The following is an 18,926-nucleotide window of genomic DNA, read 5'->3' on the forward strand; positions in this document are numbered from 1 at the left end:
AAAATCTGTGACAACCTATTTAATCCGTAAAACCCGTGGGCAAAAAAAAACTTTTAAACTTTACATAAACAATGCAAGAAAACAATACAATCACTTTTATTTTTCTGGCGATTCTTTTATTACTTATCGTTATCATCTGTTTTTTGATGTATCAATTGATGCAGTTCAAAAAGGCAAAGGACGATGCTGAGAAAAGTTTCTATGCACTCGAGATGAAGGTTAATGACTTGCAGTTGGAAACTTTAGAGTCTAAACTGAATCCGCATTTGTTTAAGAATATTTTAAATTCGATACAATCTCATGCATACCAAACGTATTTTGCTTTAGATAAACTGGCCAACGTATTGGACTATATTCTGTATGAGAGCAAAAAGAAATTTGTTACTGCCCGGGAGGAAATTGACTTTGCACTCAATTTAATCGAAATCAATAAAATTAAAGTCAGTCCACTTTTTGAATTGAAAATCAAAACCAATATCAATAAAGAAGACAAATTGTACGAACAGCCTCTATTGGCACCGTTAATTTCGATTGATTTAATTGAAAATGCGTTTAAACATGCCGATCTTCAGAGTGCCGATGCCTTTATCTCGGTAGTTTTTGAGTTCAGAGACAATGCTTTTTTTATGACGGTTTCGAATAAAATATCAAATAAAAAAGTCTTAAAAAAAGAACGAAGCGGTTTTGGTCATGCTACTTTAGAACACCGATTAAGAATTATTTATAAAAACAACTTCAAACTCGAAAGGTTTGTCGAAAATGACGTTTATATTGCTCATCTAAAAATAGATTTACTTGAATACAAAACTGAAATGCTTGCTGCTGGACGATGAGCTGCCGGGCTTAACGTATCTGAAAATGCTTTGTGAACAGATTCCTGAATTGGAAATTGTAAAAACATTTAACAATCCCGAAAAACTCCTTGCCGAAATACCGAATCTCGATTTTGATTTGTTGATCTCAGATATCGAAATGCCAGGGATCGACGGTTTGCATCTGGCAGAAATGCTGGACAATAAGCTGGTTATCTTTTGCACTGCTTACAAAGAGTATGCTGCTGAAGCATTTAATATTGACGCGGTAGATTACATTACCAAACCGGTAAAACTCGAACGTTTGCAAAAAGCGATTTCGAAAGCCCTGGAGCGTTTCGATAAGCCTGATGCAGCAAAGAAGTTCATTCAGTTAAATACAGATAAAGGCAAAACATTGCTTTACTTCAATCAGATTCTATACATCAAAACGGCAGTTAGTGACAGTCGTGATAAAACCGTACTTCTTACCGACGGCAGTTTTCTGAACTTAAAAAATGTGAAATTCGACACCCTTTTACAGGAACTTCCCGAAGCCAATTTTTGCCGTGTCAACAAAAAGGAAATCGTAGCAGTAAAGGCAATAAAGTTTTTTAATCACAATGAAATCGTTTTGCATCATCAGGAAAAAGACGGTAAAAACAGTGCATTGATTCTAAGTGAAACCTATCGTGCCGATTTCCTGAAAAGAGTCAAACTATAAGATAATCAGTTAAGGCCGAAGTCCGAAGCCCTGTCCAGCTGAGTGAAGTCATGTCAGGCTGAGCGAAGTCGAAGCCCCCCCCTTTTTTTAGTTAGAAAAGCTTTCGACTTCGCTCAGAATCACAATCGTTTTAGCTGTCGTTATTAACTTATTACAAAGTTTTTCGGACTTGTTACATGGATTGAAAATTAGCTGTAAATTTACTTTTGCACTACAGTTGGAGTGTTGATATTTGCAGCAATAAATCTAAAAAACGAGTTATGAATAATCTAAAAAACTCCTTGTTTTACATTACGGTTATTGGTGGTTTTACAGGCCTGATCTATTGGGTAATTTCAAAAGGGGTTTCACTTGAGGCCGGACGCGGAGTCGTTCATAAAAAAATAGAAAGCAACCACTGGAATGATTTTCTTCATTCGATGATAGAAAACCTACAGCATCCTTTGGCTATTTTATTAGCACAGATCGTGACTATTATTTTAGTAGCCCGTTTGTTCGGATGGTTTTTTAGAAAAATAGGACAGCCTTCCGTAATTGGAGAAATGATTGCCGGAATTGTTTTAGGACCTTCTTTGGTCGGAATGTATTTTCCTGAATTTTCAGCTGCTTTATTTCCAAAAGAATCTTTAGGGAATCTGCAATTTTTAAGTCAGATTGGTTTGATTCTTTTCATGTTTGTGATTGGCATGGAATTGGATTTGAAAGTTTTGAAAAACAAAGCACATGATGCTGTAGTTATAAGTCACGCGAGTATTGTAATCCCTTTTGCCCTGGGTCTTTCATTAGCTTATTTTATCTACCATACTTTTGCTCCGGTTGGGGTGGAGTTTGCCTCTTTCGGACTGTTTATGGGAATTGCGATGAGTATTACGGCATTTCCGGTTCTTGCGCGTATAGTGCAGGAGCGCGGAATGCAAAAAACAAAACTCGGAACTATCGCCATTACGTGTGCCGCTGCCGATGATATTACGGCATGGTGTATTTTGGCAGTAGTAATTGCTATTGTAAAAGCAGGTTCGTTTACAAGTGCTTTGTATGTAATTGGTCTGGCATTATTGTATGTAATTGTCATGCTGAAAATAGTTCGTCCGTTTTTAAAACGTGTAGGGGATTTAAATTCAACACGCGAGAGCTTGAATAAACCTGTGGTTGCCATCTTTTTTCTAACATTGTTGTTCTCTGCATACGCTGCCGAACTTATCGGAATTCACGCTTTGTTTGGCGCTTTTTTAGCCGGAGCCATTATGCCTGAAAACAACACCTTCAGAAATATTTTTATCGAAAAAGTAGAGGATGTTGCGATCATCGTTTTATTGCCATTGTTCTTTGTGTTTACCGGTTTACGCACACAAATTGGTTTGTTGAACGATCCGTATTTATGGAAGGTAACTGCCGTAATTATCGGAGTAGCCGTAGCTGGAAAGTTCTTCGGAAGTGCCTTTGCAGCGAAATTTGTCGGACAAAGCTGGAAAGACAGTTTGGCGATCGGAGCTTTAATGAATACGCGTGGTTTGATGGAGCTTGTGGTTCTAAACATTGGTTACGACTTAGGGGTTCTGTCAACAGAAATTTTTACCATGATGGTTATTATGGCTTTGGTAACTACGTTTATGACTGGTCCGGCACTGGATTTAATAGATTTTATATTTAAAGATAAGGTAACCGCCATTCCGCAGGAAATAGGAAATAAAAGCAAGTATAAAATCCTGCTTTCTTTTGCAACACCTGAAAAAGGAAAAAAACTGCTTAAACTGGCCAACAGTCTGGTTAAAAAACAAGCCGATAATTCGATTGTAACAGCCATGCATTTGTCGTTAAGTACCGAAATACATTCGTTTGATATAAAAGACCATGAGCGCAAAATGTTGTTGCCGGTCGTCGAAGAATCAGAACGTCTGAATCAGAATATGGTTAGCGTTTTTAAAGTAACAAATGATATTGATACTGATATTATTGATACAGCAAATCAGGGAGAATATGATTTATTATTAGTCGGATTAGGGCAGTCTATTTTTGAAGGAACCTTACTGGGGAAAATTCTTGGATTTACGACCAGAATCGTAAACCCGGACCGCTTAATTGATAAGTTTACCGGAAAAGAAGGGTTGTTTGAAAATTCTCCTTTTGACGAAAGAACACGTCATATTATTGCAAAAAGCAAAATGCCGGTAGGAATCTTTATTGATAAAAACCTGGAAGAAATCAATCAGGTTTTTATGCCGGTTTTTAGTAAGGAAGATGCTTTTTTAATTGATTATGCCAAAAAATTAATCAATAACAACGGGTCTCAGATTACCGTCCTGGATGCCAGTGGGGAAGTAAAAAGTACCAGAGATATTCAGGAAACGATTCGTTCTATCGAACAGATTGCGCCGAATCACATTATGATCATGCACGACCGGACGATTAAGAAAGAATTTTTAGAAACTCAAAATTTAATGATTATCAGTTTAGACAGCTGGAAGAAATTAATAGAATCTCAGAGTACCTGGTTGAACAATACCCCTTCGGTATTGATCTTAAAACCATAGAGGAATTAAATTACAGTTTTTTTAAATACCAAATCTCAAATCCCAAATCCCAATTTTGTTGGAGTTTGGGATTTTTTGTTTTCTTACTTCTTTGTGTTTTCTCTTTCTGTTGAAACAAAACGAAGCCTCCAATTGGAATTTGGAATTTAAGACTTTTCTTTTAGGCACGCAGATGAAACAGATTCGCTTTGCGAAAACGCTGATTTGCACGGATTTTATTATGCTTGCTCCTTTCTTCGGAACGAAACGATACGTCACATTGGAATTTGGGATTTAAAAGAATTGGAATTTAATATTTATAGCCCCAAATCCAAAACATAAGAAATTTTAACGGCAATGTTATCTTCAAATTTCATTAACTGGTTCGGGCCATATCGATAAAAGCCGCCGAAACCAATGCCTTTGTAAATTTTGTTTAGTTCGATTCCGGATTCAAAAAAGCCTCTGTCTAAAGTTTTATAGATTGGACCTACATGCTGTTGCGGATTTTCCATATTTCCCCATGCCATTCTCGTTACCAATACTAAAGAAGGACGTACTTTTTTGAGGATTCTGATTCGGTCAAAACCATGTTTAAGTTGAAAGAAGACATATTGACTGGAGAAAAACTCATTAAAAAACATCGTTTCAAAACTGTTTCGTCCGGCAAAGGTAATACGCTGGATAATGGTTTCCTTTGTTAAGTTGTTGGGCATGGTATTGTAAAGATGGGTAATGGGAACATCGCCCGTAGCATAACCTCCCTGCAAAAGCAAACTCGTTTTTTGACCGTTTAGGTATTTCTTCTCGTATTCAGCTTTGAAATCTATTTTCCCAAAAGTAAAATCGTTTTCCATCACATTAGGTAATGATTGTGTGTACTGAAAAGTAAACCTTGGAAATCTTTTATCGGTTTCACTTCTCCCGGTTGGAGTTTGCATAAAAGCACTAAAAGGAGCCCATACGATCGAAACCATTGCTGTAGTCATAATATAATCCGAATACAGCTTTCCATTGTAATTAAAAAGATAATCAAATTTGGGCTCGACATAAGTTCTCGAAAATTCCACTACGGCTTCTGTTTTAGGAATAATTTTGGTCTGTATATTAGCTTTCCAGCCCACATATTGATAAAAAGTACTAATGTTGATCGGACGCGGATCGTAAATTTTGAAAACACGTTTGTCAACAGCAAAAACGGTACTCGCAATTTCCCGAACATCATCGGTATAATATCCGTTTACCCAGGTATTGGTGTTTTTGTCCAATAAAAATCCTGCTCCCAGACTGTATTTGTGCTGACCGTCTTTTGTACCGTAAGCCGAGTATCCCTCAATTCTGAAGTTTTTAGAAAAACGATCATTGGTAATACCGCCAAGCCCCAGTCTGAAACCTTCGTAATTGTTGTAACTGATAATCTTTTTTAAATCCAGATCAACAGGTCCAATCGGGAAATAGCCATTGATGATTTTTCGCCCAAGTCCCAAACGATTTTCGATTCTTTTCTTTATCGAAAGACTGTCAATTAACTGATAGGTTCTCTGGCTTTTTAAGTCAAGATCCTCTTTTCTGTATTCTTCCCAGAAGGCTTCCGGTTTTTTGTTGGCATCATCTTTAATTTCAATGTAAAGTGCCGGATCTTTTATAGGGGCAGTAGTGTTATAGTGAATGTCAAAATTGTTACTTTCAGATAGCAGATAAGTAAAATCGGAAGCCGATTTTTTTCGGGGTTCAAAATTATCCTCAACATCTCCGTCAAACTGAATGGTTCCACCTAAAATTTTAATATCATCATCGTTTTTTCCTTTAACAATTTTAAAGGTAGTGTTGCTTTGGAACCATATTTTTTCACTCGGTACATATTCAAATTCATGAATTCCGCTAATGTCGAGAACCCCTTTGATACGCATTACCGCTTTGGCTATAGCAAAATTCTCCTGATCGATATACAAAACCCCTTCTAAACCGGATGACTTTCTTCTTTGTTTGTTTTTGAAGTAAATCATGTACGTTTCACGTCCTTTTATAGTTACTGTGTCCAGAATCTTGTAATTGTAACTTTGAGGAGCACTATTCGAAATTGGATTTTCGTATTTCGTTTCAAACAGTTCGTATTTCGGATCGTAAATCGAAATCGATTGGAGATTAAAAGCAATAACCTCATAAATAGGTTGTTTAAACCCGGACATTTTGGTTCCCAGTATCGTTTCTTTCAGTTTGTTGTTGCCAAACTGGTATTGTGAAACTTTCTCGGTTTGAAACAAGTGCTGCTTGCTAATTATTTCTTTGAATTTATAATCCGAAGAATCAATATTAATACGCTTTTTGTCGAAATTTTTGTACGTGGCTGTAGAGTCAATTCTGCCGTCAATAGAATCAGGATTCGCTGTTACAATAAGTTTATTGTAGCTTTTGTATTCGAAACTGTTCAGTTTTTTTTGTGGATTGTTTTTGTTTTTATTCGCAATGACCTTCTTAATTATCGTGAGGGCCGGATTTTCATTTGAAACCACGACCTCCTTCAAATCGTCGGTTTTTTGAAAAAGAAAAACGGGGTAAAAAGTTTTGTGGTCCGTAATTAGAATTGTCTTCGTTTGAAAACCAATGTAAGAAACGGTAAAAGTCTCCGGTTTTGAAAGAGCTTTTAGAATAAACTTTCCGTCAACATCCGTAATTGTGTTATTACTGTCGGAAGTTGTAATAGTAGCAAAAGGAAGCGGTTTGTTATTAGAGTCCGTTACAATTCCGTTTATTTGAAATTGTGCCTGAATGGTAAGCGTGAAAAACAAAGTCAACAAACAGAATAGCTTCATAGAGAATGTTATAGTTTCAAAAACGGACAACTTGTACTTTTGGTATGCAAAAATAACAATAAAAAAAATCCGTTCAGTATAATTTAACTAAACGGATTTTATTTTGTGTTGAATAGAATTACACCTTCATGATTTCGGCTTCTTTAGCAGCCAGTAATTCATCGATTTTTTTGATGTAAGTATTGGTTAAATTCTGAACCTGCTCCTCAGCTGATTTGCAAATATCTTCAGAAGTTCCTTCTTTTTCTAGTTTTTTGATATCGGTATTAGCATCCTTACGTACGTTACGAACCCCAATTTTAGCATCTTCTGCTTCAGCTTTCGCTTGTTTAGCCAGTTCTTTACGACGTTCCTCTGTTAAAGGCGGAACACTGATGATGATAACATCTCCGTTGTTCATTGGGTTAAAACCAATGTTGGCGATCATGATTGCTTTTTCAATTACTTGAAGCATGTTTTTTTCAAAAGGCTGTAGTGTAATTGTTCTGGCATCAGGAACGCTAATTTTTGACACTTGAGAAAGTGGTGTTGCAGCTCCGTAGTAATCTACAAAAACACTTCCTAACATTGCCGGAGAAGCTTTTCCTGCACGAATGTTAAGAAATTCTTTCTCTAAGTGCGCAATCGAACCGTTCATAGATTCCTCCGTACTGTCTAATATAAATTCTATTTCTTCCGTCATTTTTTTAGATTTTTAGATTTTAGAGGATTGGGTTTTCAAGTTTTAACGAAAATACTCCTCTAATTTACTAACTAATATATTTTATTTTTACGAATACTTTGTAAACATTGTCAAAATTTATAAAAATCTAATGATCTAAAATTCTAACAATCTAAGTAGTCTAAATGTTAACTACCGTTCCAACGTTTTCACCTTCACAGATTTTCAAAAGATTACCAATTTTGTTCATATCAAAAACAACGATTGGCAATTTGTTCTCCTGGCTTAAAGTAAAAGCGGTAGTATCCATAACGTTTAGTCCTTTTTTAAGAACATCATCAAACGAAATAAAATCAAATTTCACAGCCGATGCATTTTTTTCCGGATCAGAATCATAAACACCATCTACACGGGTTCCTTTTAAGATGACATCTGCATTGATTTCAATTCCTCTTAAAACGGCCGCTGTATCAGTTGTAAAATATGGATTTCCGGTTCCGGCACCAAAAATTACAATTCTTCCTTTTTCAAGATGACGGTCTGCTCTTCTTTTAATGTAAGGTTCTGCAATAGACTCCATTTTCAAAGCAGTCTGCAAACGCGTTTTCATTCCTTTGTCTTCAAGTGCCCCCTGCAAAGCCATTCCGTTAATTACGGTAGCAAGCATTCCCATATAATCGCCTTGTACTCTATCCATACCGGCACTTGCACCTGCAACGCCTCTAAAAATATTTCCTCCTCCAATTACAATAGCAATTTCTACTCCTTTACTGTGAATTTGCTTAATCTCTTCAGCATATTCGGCTAATCTTTTAGGGTCAATACCGTATTGTAAATCACCCATTAAGGCTTCGCCGCTAAGTTTTAGAAGAATTCTTTTATATTTCATTTGTGTGTTGCGTTAATTTGTGCAAATATAGACATATTCTGATTTTTAGAAATAATGTTTTAAAAAAAATAATAGTTCTTTTCGTTTTGAATTTATACCGTTTTTTCGGATTTCTCCGAATGTGACAAAAGTCATTCTTTAAGTCCTCTTAAAAGTTGTAATTTTATACAACTCAAAAAAACTAAATATGAAAAGTACCATAGCGAAATCATTATTCAACAGTCATTCGTATACCGAATATCGAAAAATAGTTACCGATTTATTACTGGAAGGGAAATCAACAGGCAATGAACAATCCGAAAGCTTAACCAATTACAGTAAGCTGAATGAGGCCAGGATGAACCGACTGGAGAAAACCATGAAAGTTTCCGATGAGGTAGTTTCCGAATTAGAAAAGGTAAAGCACAATTATATCTGGCTGGTGATTTCTGAAGGCTGGTGTGGTGACGCGGCACAAATACTTCCTATTATTAATAAGATGGCTTTAGCTTCACATAAAAAAATAGATCTCCGAATCGTTTTTCGTGATGAGAATGAGCCTCTGATGAATCAATACCTGACCAATGGCGGGAGGGCCATTCCAAAAGTAATTGTGATTTGTAAAGAAACCGGAATAGCCCGCGCTGACTGGGGACCTAGACCCAAAGGTGCTGCTGAATTATTGGTAAACTATAAAAAAGAGTTTGGCGTAATTGATGAAAAAATCAAAACTGATTTGCAATTGTGGTATCTGGCTGATAAAGGATTGAGTACTCAAAACGAACTTATGGATATCATGCGTGCACTCGAAATTAGGGAGTAATATGAATAATTTTGAGCAAAACGGATATATGTTTCTGAAGGATTTCTTTTCGGAAAATGAACTGGCAGCTATTGAAAAAGTACTCATTAAATTTCACGAAATCTGGTTGCATGATAATGAAATAAGTTATGAAAAAGGGGCTATAAACAGTCACAGCCTGACCAAGGGAGATTGTTTAAAGGAGGAAGAAAAAACACGTCTTTTTGAATTCATAACTCAAACCAAATTTGAAGAAATACGAAGTATTATCTTTCCTAAACCGCCTGTTTTTTTGAACACCCAGCTTTTTTTTGATCCAAAAGAGGAAACCCGGAAGAATTATTGGCATCGTGACATACAATATACAGGAATGTCTGTTGAAGATCAAAAGAAGGCCATCAAAACTCAAAATGTAGTTCACTTCAGGATTCCCCTGAAAAGTGAACGAGGAATTGAATTGATTCCAAAAACACATCGCGAATGGGATTTACCGGAAGAGTTTGAGGTTAGAAATTCTTTGAACGGCCGTCTCCAAAGTGACGATTTAAAACGTGGAGAAATTGTAAGATTAAATCGGGGAGATTTATTGGTTTTTTCTGCCAATATGATTCATCGTGGTATTTATGGAAAGGATAGATTTTCTCTGGATATCATTTTTTGCGATAATATTCCTGTAATGAAAACTTTTATTGATAAAGATAATTTACCATCAGCAAAAATCTTGGAGAAGCTTACAAACAAACAGCTTTTTGATATTTAGTAAGTCGATAATGGTGATTAAGAGTGTTGAAATAGATTCCTTAAGTTTTTAAGAAATAAATCGTTGAACAGCCTTGTTTTTCGGGTATTTCGCTGTAAATAAGAATTTTAGTAATAAAAAAGATGCTAAAATATTTTGTGTTGCTTCAATTTTTTGTAACTTGCAGGAGTCATCCCACTTCTATTATTCATTTTCTTATTTACTCTTTTTATTGGTGTTTATTTAATGTTTAACAACTAAAAATTACACTATCATGAAAAAGTTATTCGAAAGATTTTACGATTTTGTTTCGGGCTTGTTGTTTGGAGGAAAGAGTATATCTCATTATTAACTTCAAAAAACAGAGCTTATGAAATAGAACTACTTTGTAAGAAGTTGGCACATTGCTATGGGTATTCCTGAAGTAATGTGCTTTTTGTTTTTGAATTCAGCAGATTTGGACTTTGAGATCAAGACAAAATAATCAAGACTCTTTTTGTATATGTTGAATTTATTGATCAATATGTAAATCTGTGCTGTAAAAAATAATGAAAAATAGCATCTGACAAGAGATTTAGAATATAGCTTAGAATCTTCGCCATGTAAGGTTATTTAAGCAGGTTACTCTGAAAGAGCTCCAGCCATAGCATAGTGCTTTGCACTATGAATGAAGATAATGATTATTTGTGCCCTGTAAGGGCAAAAGACTACAGACAAAGAAAAAAAGTACTCACCCAGTCTTTTGTGTTATGTTTTCTGATAAAATTTATTGATCTACAGGTTTCTTTGTTTGCTTTTGCTCTTTCAGGGCATTACTTGTTGTTAAATCTGTTTTATAGTGCGTTGCACCATACTGATGCTTTTAGGCTTTCAGCCTTTTTTGTAAAATAGGGTTGAAATTCTTTGCTCTTTCAGGGCGTTACTTATTTTTAAATTTGTTTTATAGTGTGTTGCACCATACTGATGCTTTTGGGCTTTCAGTATTTTCTAAAATGGGTTTAAAATTTTACTCCGCAGTTTTAAAATCGATTAAAAAAGGTTTTAGCCTCACTCCGTTTTGTTTTCTGAAATTATCCGAAATTAAAATTTGGTAATGTTGGCCGGGTTTTAAATCCGCTTTTATAGTCCAGGATTTCATATCCGATGACCAGATTCTTTCTGTGCTTATTCTTGGAAAAAAGTTTTCACCAAGCGGGCCAAAATCAATACCTGTACTGCGTCCGTTTAAAGGTTCCGAAAAAGTAATCGTAATTTCAGTTTCTCCCGATTTTACTTTTTGACTTCCGTTTTTAAATGCAGAGACAGATACAACGCGAGGTCTTTGTTTTTCGTAATTCTGACGTAATTTTTTTAGATTTTGCGGAAACAATTTGGTACCATCTACTATGCGTGCCACTTCTTTTTCATTGTGGTAATCTAGTTCAATTAAGGTCTTTATTGCTTTTGCTTTGTCTTTGGATGAATTGTAGTAACGTTCGCAAATTTCATAACCTACATAATATCCCAGATCTCTAACTTTTAAAAAGTTTCTGTTTTCTCCCCAGATCCAGTTGTAATTGTTGCTTTTGATGTACAAATCTGCGATGAACTGATCGATTACTTTTTGCTGATTGCTTTTCCCGAATTCAATTGCAGGAGAGCTTGATTTTTTATGGGTTACTTTGCAGGAAACAAATTCGGCAACACCTTCGTAAAGACACATCAAAAGCAAATCCTCGACCAGCTCTTTTTGCTGAGTATGCACATATTCATGCGTGCAGAGCAGGGCAATGTTTTTTCTCGGCTCGTATTCTTTGTAAAAGGGTTGTCTCCAGGCTGGGAGTTCTTCTATAACGGTAGTTTCATCTGCCAGACTCAGTTCGCTTCCAATTAAAACACGATCTCCCTGAATGGTTCCGTTTGTTCGAAATACACCAATAGAAAAATAAATAGTGGATGGTTTTAAATCGGGATAGGCTTGTTTTAGTTTATTGATGTCGGCATCAATTTCCGGATAAAGTCCGGCGGAATTTAAAGTGTTTGGTTTTAATGAATTCCAGAATTTAGGATATTTATTTATGGCATTGATGTAGTCTTTGGCAGTATAATTTCGAACCTCGAGCAAGCTTTTTAAGCCCGGAGTAGCTTTGTCCAGGTAGAGTTCTTTTAAAAAAGAGTATTGTTTGATGCTGTCTTTTTCGGCGACAATTTTATCGTAAGCCTTCCAAAAATTATCAATATCAGTGGAAACCATTTTTTGATTAACGGTTTGACTGTTTGATGTGATTGTGAAGAAAAACAATAGTAGTAGAAAGTGGTTTTTCATGTTTTGGTTTTTAATCTTGCGACTAAAGTACAAAAAAAGAAAAAGACACGACCTTGCTTAAAGGGGCTTGAAAAAAAAGTTATGCTTTATTCCTGCTGAAGACTTTCTTCAAAAAGTGTAATATCAATAGCATTTTTCACATCGTAATCGCCAATTTTAGTTCGGCGTAAAACAGTTAAATGCGATCCCGAATTCATAGCTTTTCCAAAATCAAAAGCCAGAGAGCGAATATAAGTACCTTTACTGCAAACCACTCTGAAATCTACTTCAGGTAAAGCGATTCGGGTAATTTCGAATTCATGAATGGTCGTTTTTCTGCTGGCAATTTCTACTGTTTCTCCTGCACGCGCATGCTCGTACAAACGAACACCGTCTTTTTTTATCGCAGAGAAAATAGGTGGTTTTTGGTCAATTTCACCTAAAAATTGTTTCACCGTTTCATGAATCAGTGTTTCGTCAATATGATCAGTTGGAAAAGTCTGATCGATTTCGGTTTCTAAATCGTAAGATGGAGTAGTAGCTCCAATGTAAAATGTTCCGGTATATTCTTTTGCCTGCCCCTGTAGTTCGGAAATTCTTTTGGTAAACTTTCCTGTGCAGATTAGCAATAGGCCAGTTGCCAAAGGATCTAAAGTTCCGGCATGACCAATTTTGAACTTTTTAGGAAGTCCGACTTTATTAATTAAAAGATATTTTAATTTATTGACAGCTTGAAACGAACTCCATTTTAAAGGTTTGTCAATCAGTAAAACCTGTCCGTTTAGATATTCTTCAGGAGTCATTATATAATCGTAAGAGGATGAATGAAAAAGTGAATCAGCAACAGAACGATTCCTGCTATGATTCTATAGTAACCAAAAACTTTAAATCCGTTTTTAGTCAAAAATCCAATAAAGGATTTGATTGCCAGAAGCGCTACAATAAAAGCAACGACATTTCCAATTACCAGTATGTTAATCTGATCGTGAGACAGTTCGAATCCGGCTTTGTAATAATCATAACATTTTTTTACTGTCGCACCCAACATGGTTGGAACGGCCAAAAAGAAAGAGAATTCTGCTGCTGTGGTACGGGATAATTTTTGAGACATTCCGCCTACAATACTGGCCCCGCTTCTTGAAACTCCCGGAATCATAGCAATACACTGGAATAAACCAATTTTAAAAGCTTGTAAATAGGTAATTTCAGAAGAACTTTCAGTTGCATTTGGATGGTTGAACCACTCGTCAACTTTTAGTAAAATTAAACCTCCTATCAAAAGAGAAATAGCAACTGTAACAGGATTTTCTAATAAGCTATCGATAAAATCACTTAGCAATAAACCTAATACGACAGCCGGAACAAAGGCAACTAAAAGTTTAAAATAAAAATCAAGTGTTTGAAAGAATCGTTTGAAATACAAAACCACTACCGAAAGTATCGCGCCAAGCTGAATGACAATGGTGAAAAGTTTAGTGAAATCTTCATGAGCAATTCCGAAAAAGGAAGAGGCAATAATCATGTGACCAGTTGAAGAAACAGGCAAAAATTCAGTGATGCCTTCAATAATAGCAAGAACGATAGCTTGTAATGTATTCATTTAATAAGATTGTTAGATTTTAGACTCCTTAGACTTCTTAGATTTTATAAAAGATTATTTGAATAATCTAAAGATCTAAGAAGTCTAAGGAGTCTAAATAAAGTCTATTTGGATTTTTTGAAAATAGAATAAATCGTGATTCCAAAACCGATTAAAACTGTAGTTGGAGCCAAACGAATACGTCTGAAATTAAATACATCTTCATTAAACACATTCGGATCGTTGCTCCCTCCGCCAGACATTAAGATAAAGCCTAAGGCAATAACTCCAATTCCAATTAATAGAATTTTGTAGTTGATTCCGTCAAAAAGGAATTCTTGTTTTGGTGCGTGTTCTTCTTTATTGTTGTTTTTCATTTTATTTCTTTTGTGAGCCCGAGCAAAGTCGAAGGTATTTTTTTAAATCTAAAATCTATAATCTATAATCTGCGATCTGAAATTAATAAAGATCGTCAGTTCTTAAGTTTAGGAAACGTTGTGTGGCAAAGTGAGTACTTACCCAGGTAATCAAAACTCCTAATCCGAATACGGCTAATAACACCAGTCCAATTAAGGCTTTATCTTCTAAAATACCCAAGCCCGGGAAATTAGTTTCTACATAGAACAAAAGTCCGATAAGGGCAATAATAGCCAGACCGGCACCTAACATTCCTAATTTTACACTGCGCATTACAAATGGCTTACGGATAAACGATTTTGTTGCACCAACCATTTGCATCGTTTTGATGATAAAACGATTCGAATGAATAGATAAACGTAACGAACTGTTGATTAGTAGAACAGCAATAACCGCAAGGAAACCACTGATAATCAAAATCCACATACTTACTTTTTTGATATTGTCATTTACCAGATTAACCAATTGTTTATCATAAACAATATCTTCAATCATGGTGTTCTGACGTAGTTTGCTTTCTATTTTCAGGATACTGTCTCTTTCAACATAATCCGCTTTTAGGTGAATGTCGTAAGAATTCAATAAAGGGTTTTCACCTAAGAAAGTCAGGAAATCTTCTCCGATAATGTCAGTGTGTTCTTTTGCCGCTTTTTCTTTTGTTACATAAACGAATGATCTGGCAAAAGGCGCTCTTTTTAGTTCCGTATTGAAAGCTTTTATCACGCTGTCATTAGCCTCGTTTTTAAAGAAAACCGTCATGGCAATTTTTTCTTTAAAATCATTAGCCAGTTTTTTAGAATTGATAATGAATAATCCCAGTACTCCTAGTAGGAATAAAACCAGAAATACACTTAATACAACCGAAAAATAAGAGGAAATTAACCTGCGCTTTTGAAATTTATCAAAGTTAGAACTCATAGTTTGCTTAAATTATGGGGTAAAAATAATAAAGAATTTCTTTATATGAAGTTAATAACGGCCAAAGTTTTAACTTTCGTACAATATAAGCAATTTTAGACTTGTATTTTATCTTGATAAAAATGAAGAATTTGTAATTTATTTTTATGTATTAAAATACTTTTGTTACAATCTGTAATAAATGTAAATTTGCGGCTTAATTAATTTAGTGAAAAGCTTAGAACCTTAGTAACTTAGAATCTTAGTCACTTAGAAATGAAATACAATCCAAACGAAATAGAAGCCAAATGGCAAAAATATTGGGCCGAAAACCAAACTTTTGCCGCAAAGAATAATTCTGAAAAACCCAAACATTATGTGTTGGATATGTTTCCGTACCCATCCGGGGCAGGATTACACGTAGGACATCCGCTGGGTTATATTGCTTCAGATGTTTATTCTCGTTTCAAAAGGCATCAGGGTTTCAATGTTTTGCATCCAATGGGGTACGACAGTTTTGGATTGCCGGCAGAACAGTATGCGATTCAAACCGGGCAGCGTCCGGAAGATACTACACGTGTTAATATTGACGGGGGAGTAGATAAAGAAGGAAAACAAATAGCAGGATACAGAAAACAGTTGGATAAAATTGGATTTTCATTTGACTGGGGGCGTGAAGTACGAACTTCAAATCCGGACTATTATAAACATACACAATGGATTTTTATCCAGTTGTTTAATTCCTGGTATAACAAGAATGTTGACCAGGCAGAAGATATAACAACTTTAGTTGCTCTTTTTGAAAAAGAAGGAAATGTAAATGTAAATGCAGTTTCTGATGATAATATCGGAACTTTCTCAGCTGAGGAGTGGAATGCTTTATCGGCTGACCAACAGGAGAAAATCCTTTTACAATACAGATTGACTTATTTGGCAGAAACAGAAGTAAACTGGTGTCCCGGTTTAGGAACGGTTTTAGCCAATGATGAAATCGTAAACGGTGTTTCAGAACGTGGTGGATTTCCGGTAATTCGTAAAAAAATGACCCAATGGAGTATGCGTATTTCAGCTTATGCAGAGCGCTTGCTTCAAGGTTTAAATGAAATCGACTGGAGCGAGTCTATCAAAGAATCGCAAAGAAACTGGATTGGAAAATCGGTAGGCGCAATGGTTACTTTTAAATTGAAAAATCACGATGAAGTAATTGATGTTTTCACAACCCGCCCTGATACCATCTTTGGAGTAACTTTTATGACTTTGGCACCGGAACATGATTTGGTGGCTAAAATTACAAGTCCGGAACAAAAAGAGGCAGTTGAAGCGTATATCGAAAAAACAGCAAAACGTTCCGAGCGCGAGCGTATGGCTGATGTAAAAACCATTTCGGGAGTATTTACAGGTGCTTATGCAGAGCATCCATTTACGAAAGAACCAATTCCGGTTTGGATTGGGGACTATGTTTTGGCGGGATACGGAACAGGTGCAGTGATGGCAGTTCCTTGTGGAGATGAGAGAGATTATGCTTTTGCGAATTTCTTTAAAGGTCAGAACGGAATGCAGGAAATCAAAAATATTTTTGCCAACGTTGATATTTCTGAAGCCGCTTATGGTTCGAAAGACAATGTGGAGATCGCAAATTCTGATTTCCTAAACGGATTAAATTATAAAGAAGCTACTAAGACCGCTATTACGGCGTTAGAAAAATTAGGACAGGGAATTGGAAAAACCAATTACCGTTTGCGTGATGCAGTTTTCTCCCGTCAGCGTTATTGGGGTGAACCATTCCCGGTTTATTATGTGAATGGTCTTCCAAAAATGATTGATGCACAGCATTTACCGATTATTTTACCTGAAGTAGAGAAATATTTACCAACCGAAGATGGTTTGCCTCCATTAGGAAATGCAGCAGTTTGGGCTTGGGACACCACAAATAATAAAGTTGTCAATACCGATTTAGTAGATCATGCAACGATTTTTCCTTTAGAATTGAATACCATGCCGGGTTGGGCAGGAAGTTCATGGTACTGGATGCGTTATATGGATGCGCACAACGAACCCGAGTTTGCAGGCAAAGAAGCATTAGCGTACTGGGAAAGTGTTGATTTGTATATCGGAGGAAGCGAGCATGCAACCGGACACTTATTATATTCCCGTTTCTGGAACAAATTCTTAAAAGACAAAGGTTTTGCTCCAACCGAAGAACCATTCAAAAAACTGATCAATCAGGGAATGATTTTGGGAACGAGTGCTTTTGTTTATAAAGTTATTCCGAAGTATGAGATTGAAGGAAGTCTGTATATAAAAGAACTGAATAAGCCTCTTTTAGTTCCATATGTTTATTACAAAGAAATTCAAGAAAAAATAGATAAATTACCAGGAGGATATACTTATGTTAATTCGGAGATATTTGTTCAAGGTGATAAGTATTATGAAATTTTAGATAAAATTTATTCTGAGAATAAGGATATCTTTGATGGACAAGAACCAGATTTCTTTCTTCAGAAAAATCACGTTGATGTTTCTATGGTAAACTCTTCTGATGAATTAGATGTTGAAAAATTCAAAGCTTGGAGAGAAGATTACACGAATGCTGAATTTATTTTAGATGATAATGGAAAATACATTGTAGGTCGTGAGGTTGAAAAAATGTCTAAGTCAAAGTACAATGTAGTAACTCCGGATGATATTTGTAACGAATACGGAGCCGATACCCTGCGTTTGTATGAAATGTTCTTAGGACCGTTAGAACAGGCAAAACCTTGGAATACGGCTGGTATTTCGGGAGTATTTGGTTTCCTTAAAAAGTTATGGAGATTGTACTTTGATGATAATGGTTTAATCGTAAACAACGACGAACCAACAAAAGACAATTTAAAATCATTGCACAAAACCATTAAAAAAGCGGCAGATGACATCGAGAGTTTTTCTTTCAATACCTCTGTTTCTCAGTTTATGATTTGTGTGAATGAATTGTCTGCGCAAAACTGTCATTCGAGAGCCATTTTGGAGCCGTTAGCGATTTTAGTTTCGCCTTATGCACCGCATATTGCAGAGGAATTATGGCAGCAATTAGGAAATACAACTTCAATTTCAGAAGTTTCTTTCCCGGTTTTTGAAGCAAAACATCTGGTAGAAACAAGCAAAGAATACCCGGTTTCTTTCAACGGAAAAATGCGTTTCACCATCGAATTGCCTTTGGACTTAACCAAAGAGCAAATTGAAGAAATTGTCATGAAAGACGAAAGAACTTTACGTCAATTAGATGGGAAAACACCAAATAAAGTGATTATTGTTCCTGGTAAGATTATCAATCTTGTAGGATAAATAAATTTTTCAATATTATAAATTCCAAATTCTAATTTTACGATTGGAGTTTGGGATTTTTTTTGCGCTTATTTTTCAGCCACGATTTGCACAAATTTTGAATATAGAAATTTCAAATTCTAATTTTTGTTGGGATTTGGGATTTTTTTGTCATTTCGACCAACGGGAGAAATCACACTAGTTAATCGACAAAGATTGCCGAGCTGGTTTGCAGAGTTTCTTATGTGATTTACTTCGTCAGTCGCTATCGCTCGAGTATCCTTCGTCGTAAGGATGAAAAGCTAGGGCTGAGTTTCTTTGAAACAGCTCCAGCGGAGCAAAATATTTATAGCAAATGTAATTTTTCAGTATCAAGAAGCTCCAGCGGAGCGGAATATAAATATTTGAGGCAGTCCCGTTTTATAGTTTTTTTGTATTGACCGGAATTGATATTGACGTGTGAGAAGATATTTTTTATGAAAAAAAAATAATTAATTTTTTGGAGTATCTGAGCCCTTGTAAAGATTGGGGTTTAGAC

At 35.7% G+C, this 18,926-nt stretch carries 14 protein-coding genes; 6 read left to right on the forward strand and 8 right to left on the reverse strand.

Annotated elements, in window-relative coordinates; translation table 11 throughout:
• Window positions 1-71 precede the first annotated feature (71 nt).
• From BHE19_RS07130 to BHE19_RS07140, 3 genes are all read left to right on the forward strand, one after another.
• The gene (locus tag BHE19_RS07130; RefSeq protein WP_017496242.1) at window positions 72-833 is read left to right on the forward strand and encodes a sensor histidine kinase; all 762 of its coding nucleotides are present in this window, start codon (window positions 72-74) and stop codon (window positions 831-833) included.
• Window positions 796-1,515, forward strand: a complete 720-nt coding sequence (locus BHE19_RS07135; RefSeq protein ID WP_070906492.1) for a LytR/AlgR family response regulator transcription factor — start codon at window positions 796-798, stop codon at window positions 1,513-1,515. Before BHE19_RS07130 ends, BHE19_RS07135 begins: the two co-directional genes overlap by 38 nt.
• A 260-nt stretch (window positions 1,516-1,775) precedes the next feature.
• The gene (locus BHE19_RS07140; RefSeq protein WP_070906493.1) at window positions 1,776-4,046 is read left to right on the forward strand and encodes a cation:proton antiporter; all 2,271 of its coding nucleotides are present in this window, start codon (window positions 1,776-1,778) and stop codon (window positions 4,044-4,046) included.
• 296 nt (window positions 4,047-4,342) lie between these two features.
• On the opposite strand, the gene BHE19_RS07145 is transcribed toward BHE19_RS07140, so the two are convergent.
• From BHE19_RS07145 to pyrH, 3 genes are all read right to left on the reverse strand, one after another.
• Window positions 4,343-6,838 (reverse strand): DUF5686 family protein, encoded by a 2,496-nt coding sequence (locus BHE19_RS07145; protein WP_070906494.1) that lies wholly within the window; start codon window positions 6,836-6,838, stop codon window positions 4,343-4,345.
• 118 nt (window positions 6,839-6,956) lie between these two features.
• Complete coding sequence (gene frr, locus BHE19_RS07150; RefSeq protein ID WP_017496237.1) at window positions 6,957-7,520, reverse strand: ribosome recycling factor; 564 nt, start codon at window positions 7,518-7,520, stop codon at window positions 6,957-6,959.
• Between the two features lie 160 nt (window positions 7,521-7,680).
• Window positions 7,681-8,388 (reverse strand): UMP kinase, encoded by a 708-nt coding sequence (pyrH, locus tag BHE19_RS07155; protein ID WP_017496236.1) that lies wholly within the window; start codon window positions 8,386-8,388, stop codon window positions 7,681-7,683.
• 187 nt (window positions 8,389-8,575) lie between these two features.
• On the opposite strand from pyrH, the gene BHE19_RS07160 reads away from it, so the two are divergent.
• Window positions 8,576-9,190, forward strand: a complete 615-nt coding sequence (locus tag BHE19_RS07160; protein ID WP_070906495.1) for a thioredoxin family protein — start codon at window positions 8,576-8,578, stop codon at window positions 9,188-9,190.
• Window position 9,191: 1 nt separating this feature from the next.
• Complete coding sequence (locus BHE19_RS07165) at window positions 9,192-9,929, forward strand: phytanoyl-CoA dioxygenase family protein (RefSeq protein WP_070906496.1); 738 nt, start codon at window positions 9,192-9,194, stop codon at window positions 9,927-9,929.
• A gap of 985 nt (window positions 9,930-10,914) precedes the next feature.
• On the opposite strand, the gene BHE19_RS07175 is transcribed toward BHE19_RS07165, so the two are convergent.
• The 5 genes from BHE19_RS07175 to BHE19_RS07195 all read right to left on the reverse strand — a co-directional run bounded on the left by BHE19_RS07175 (window position 10,915) and on the right by BHE19_RS07195 (window position 15,106).
• Window positions 10,915-12,213, reverse strand: a complete 1,299-nt coding sequence (locus BHE19_RS07175) for an Ig-like domain-containing protein (RefSeq protein WP_070906498.1) — start codon at window positions 12,211-12,213, stop codon at window positions 10,915-10,917.
• Between the two features lie 86 nt (window positions 12,214-12,299).
• Window positions 12,300-12,995, reverse strand: coding sequence for a tRNA pseudouridine(55) synthase TruB (truB, locus tag BHE19_RS07180; RefSeq protein WP_017496232.1), 696 nt, complete (start codon window positions 12,993-12,995; stop codon window positions 12,300-12,302).
• The gene (locus BHE19_RS07185; RefSeq protein WP_070906499.1) at window positions 12,995-13,792 is read right to left on the reverse strand and encodes an undecaprenyl-diphosphate phosphatase; all 798 of its coding nucleotides are present in this window, start codon (window positions 13,790-13,792) and stop codon (window positions 12,995-12,997) included. The genes truB and BHE19_RS07185 overlap by 1 nt, the downstream gene beginning before the upstream one ends.
• Before the next feature lie 104 nt (window positions 13,793-13,896).
• A complete protein-coding gene (locus BHE19_RS07190) occupies window positions 13,897-14,148 on the reverse strand; it encodes a DUF3098 domain-containing protein (protein ID WP_017496230.1) in 252 nt (83 codons plus the stop codon).
• A gap of 82 nt (window positions 14,149-14,230) precedes the next feature.
• Entirely contained in the window at window positions 14,231-15,106 is an 876-nt protein-coding gene (locus BHE19_RS07195) for a cell division protein FtsX (protein ID WP_017496229.1), read from the reverse strand.
• A 255-nt stretch (window positions 15,107-15,361) separates the two neighbouring features.
• Here BHE19_RS07195 and BHE19_RS07200 point away from each other — a divergent pair, with 255 nt between their 5' ends.
• Window positions 15,362-18,409 carry a leucine--tRNA ligase gene (locus BHE19_RS07200; protein WP_070906500.1) on the forward strand — a complete coding sequence of 1,016 codons (3,048 nt, stop codon included), beginning with the start codon at window positions 15,362-15,364 and terminating at the stop codon, window positions 18,407-18,409.
• Window positions 18,410-18,926 lie beyond the last annotated feature (517 nt).

The sequence above is a fragment of the Flavobacterium tructae genome (genome assembly GCF_001853485.1).
Lineage (GTDB): Bacteria > Bacteroidota > Bacteroidia > Flavobacteriales > Flavobacteriaceae > Flavobacterium > Flavobacterium tructae.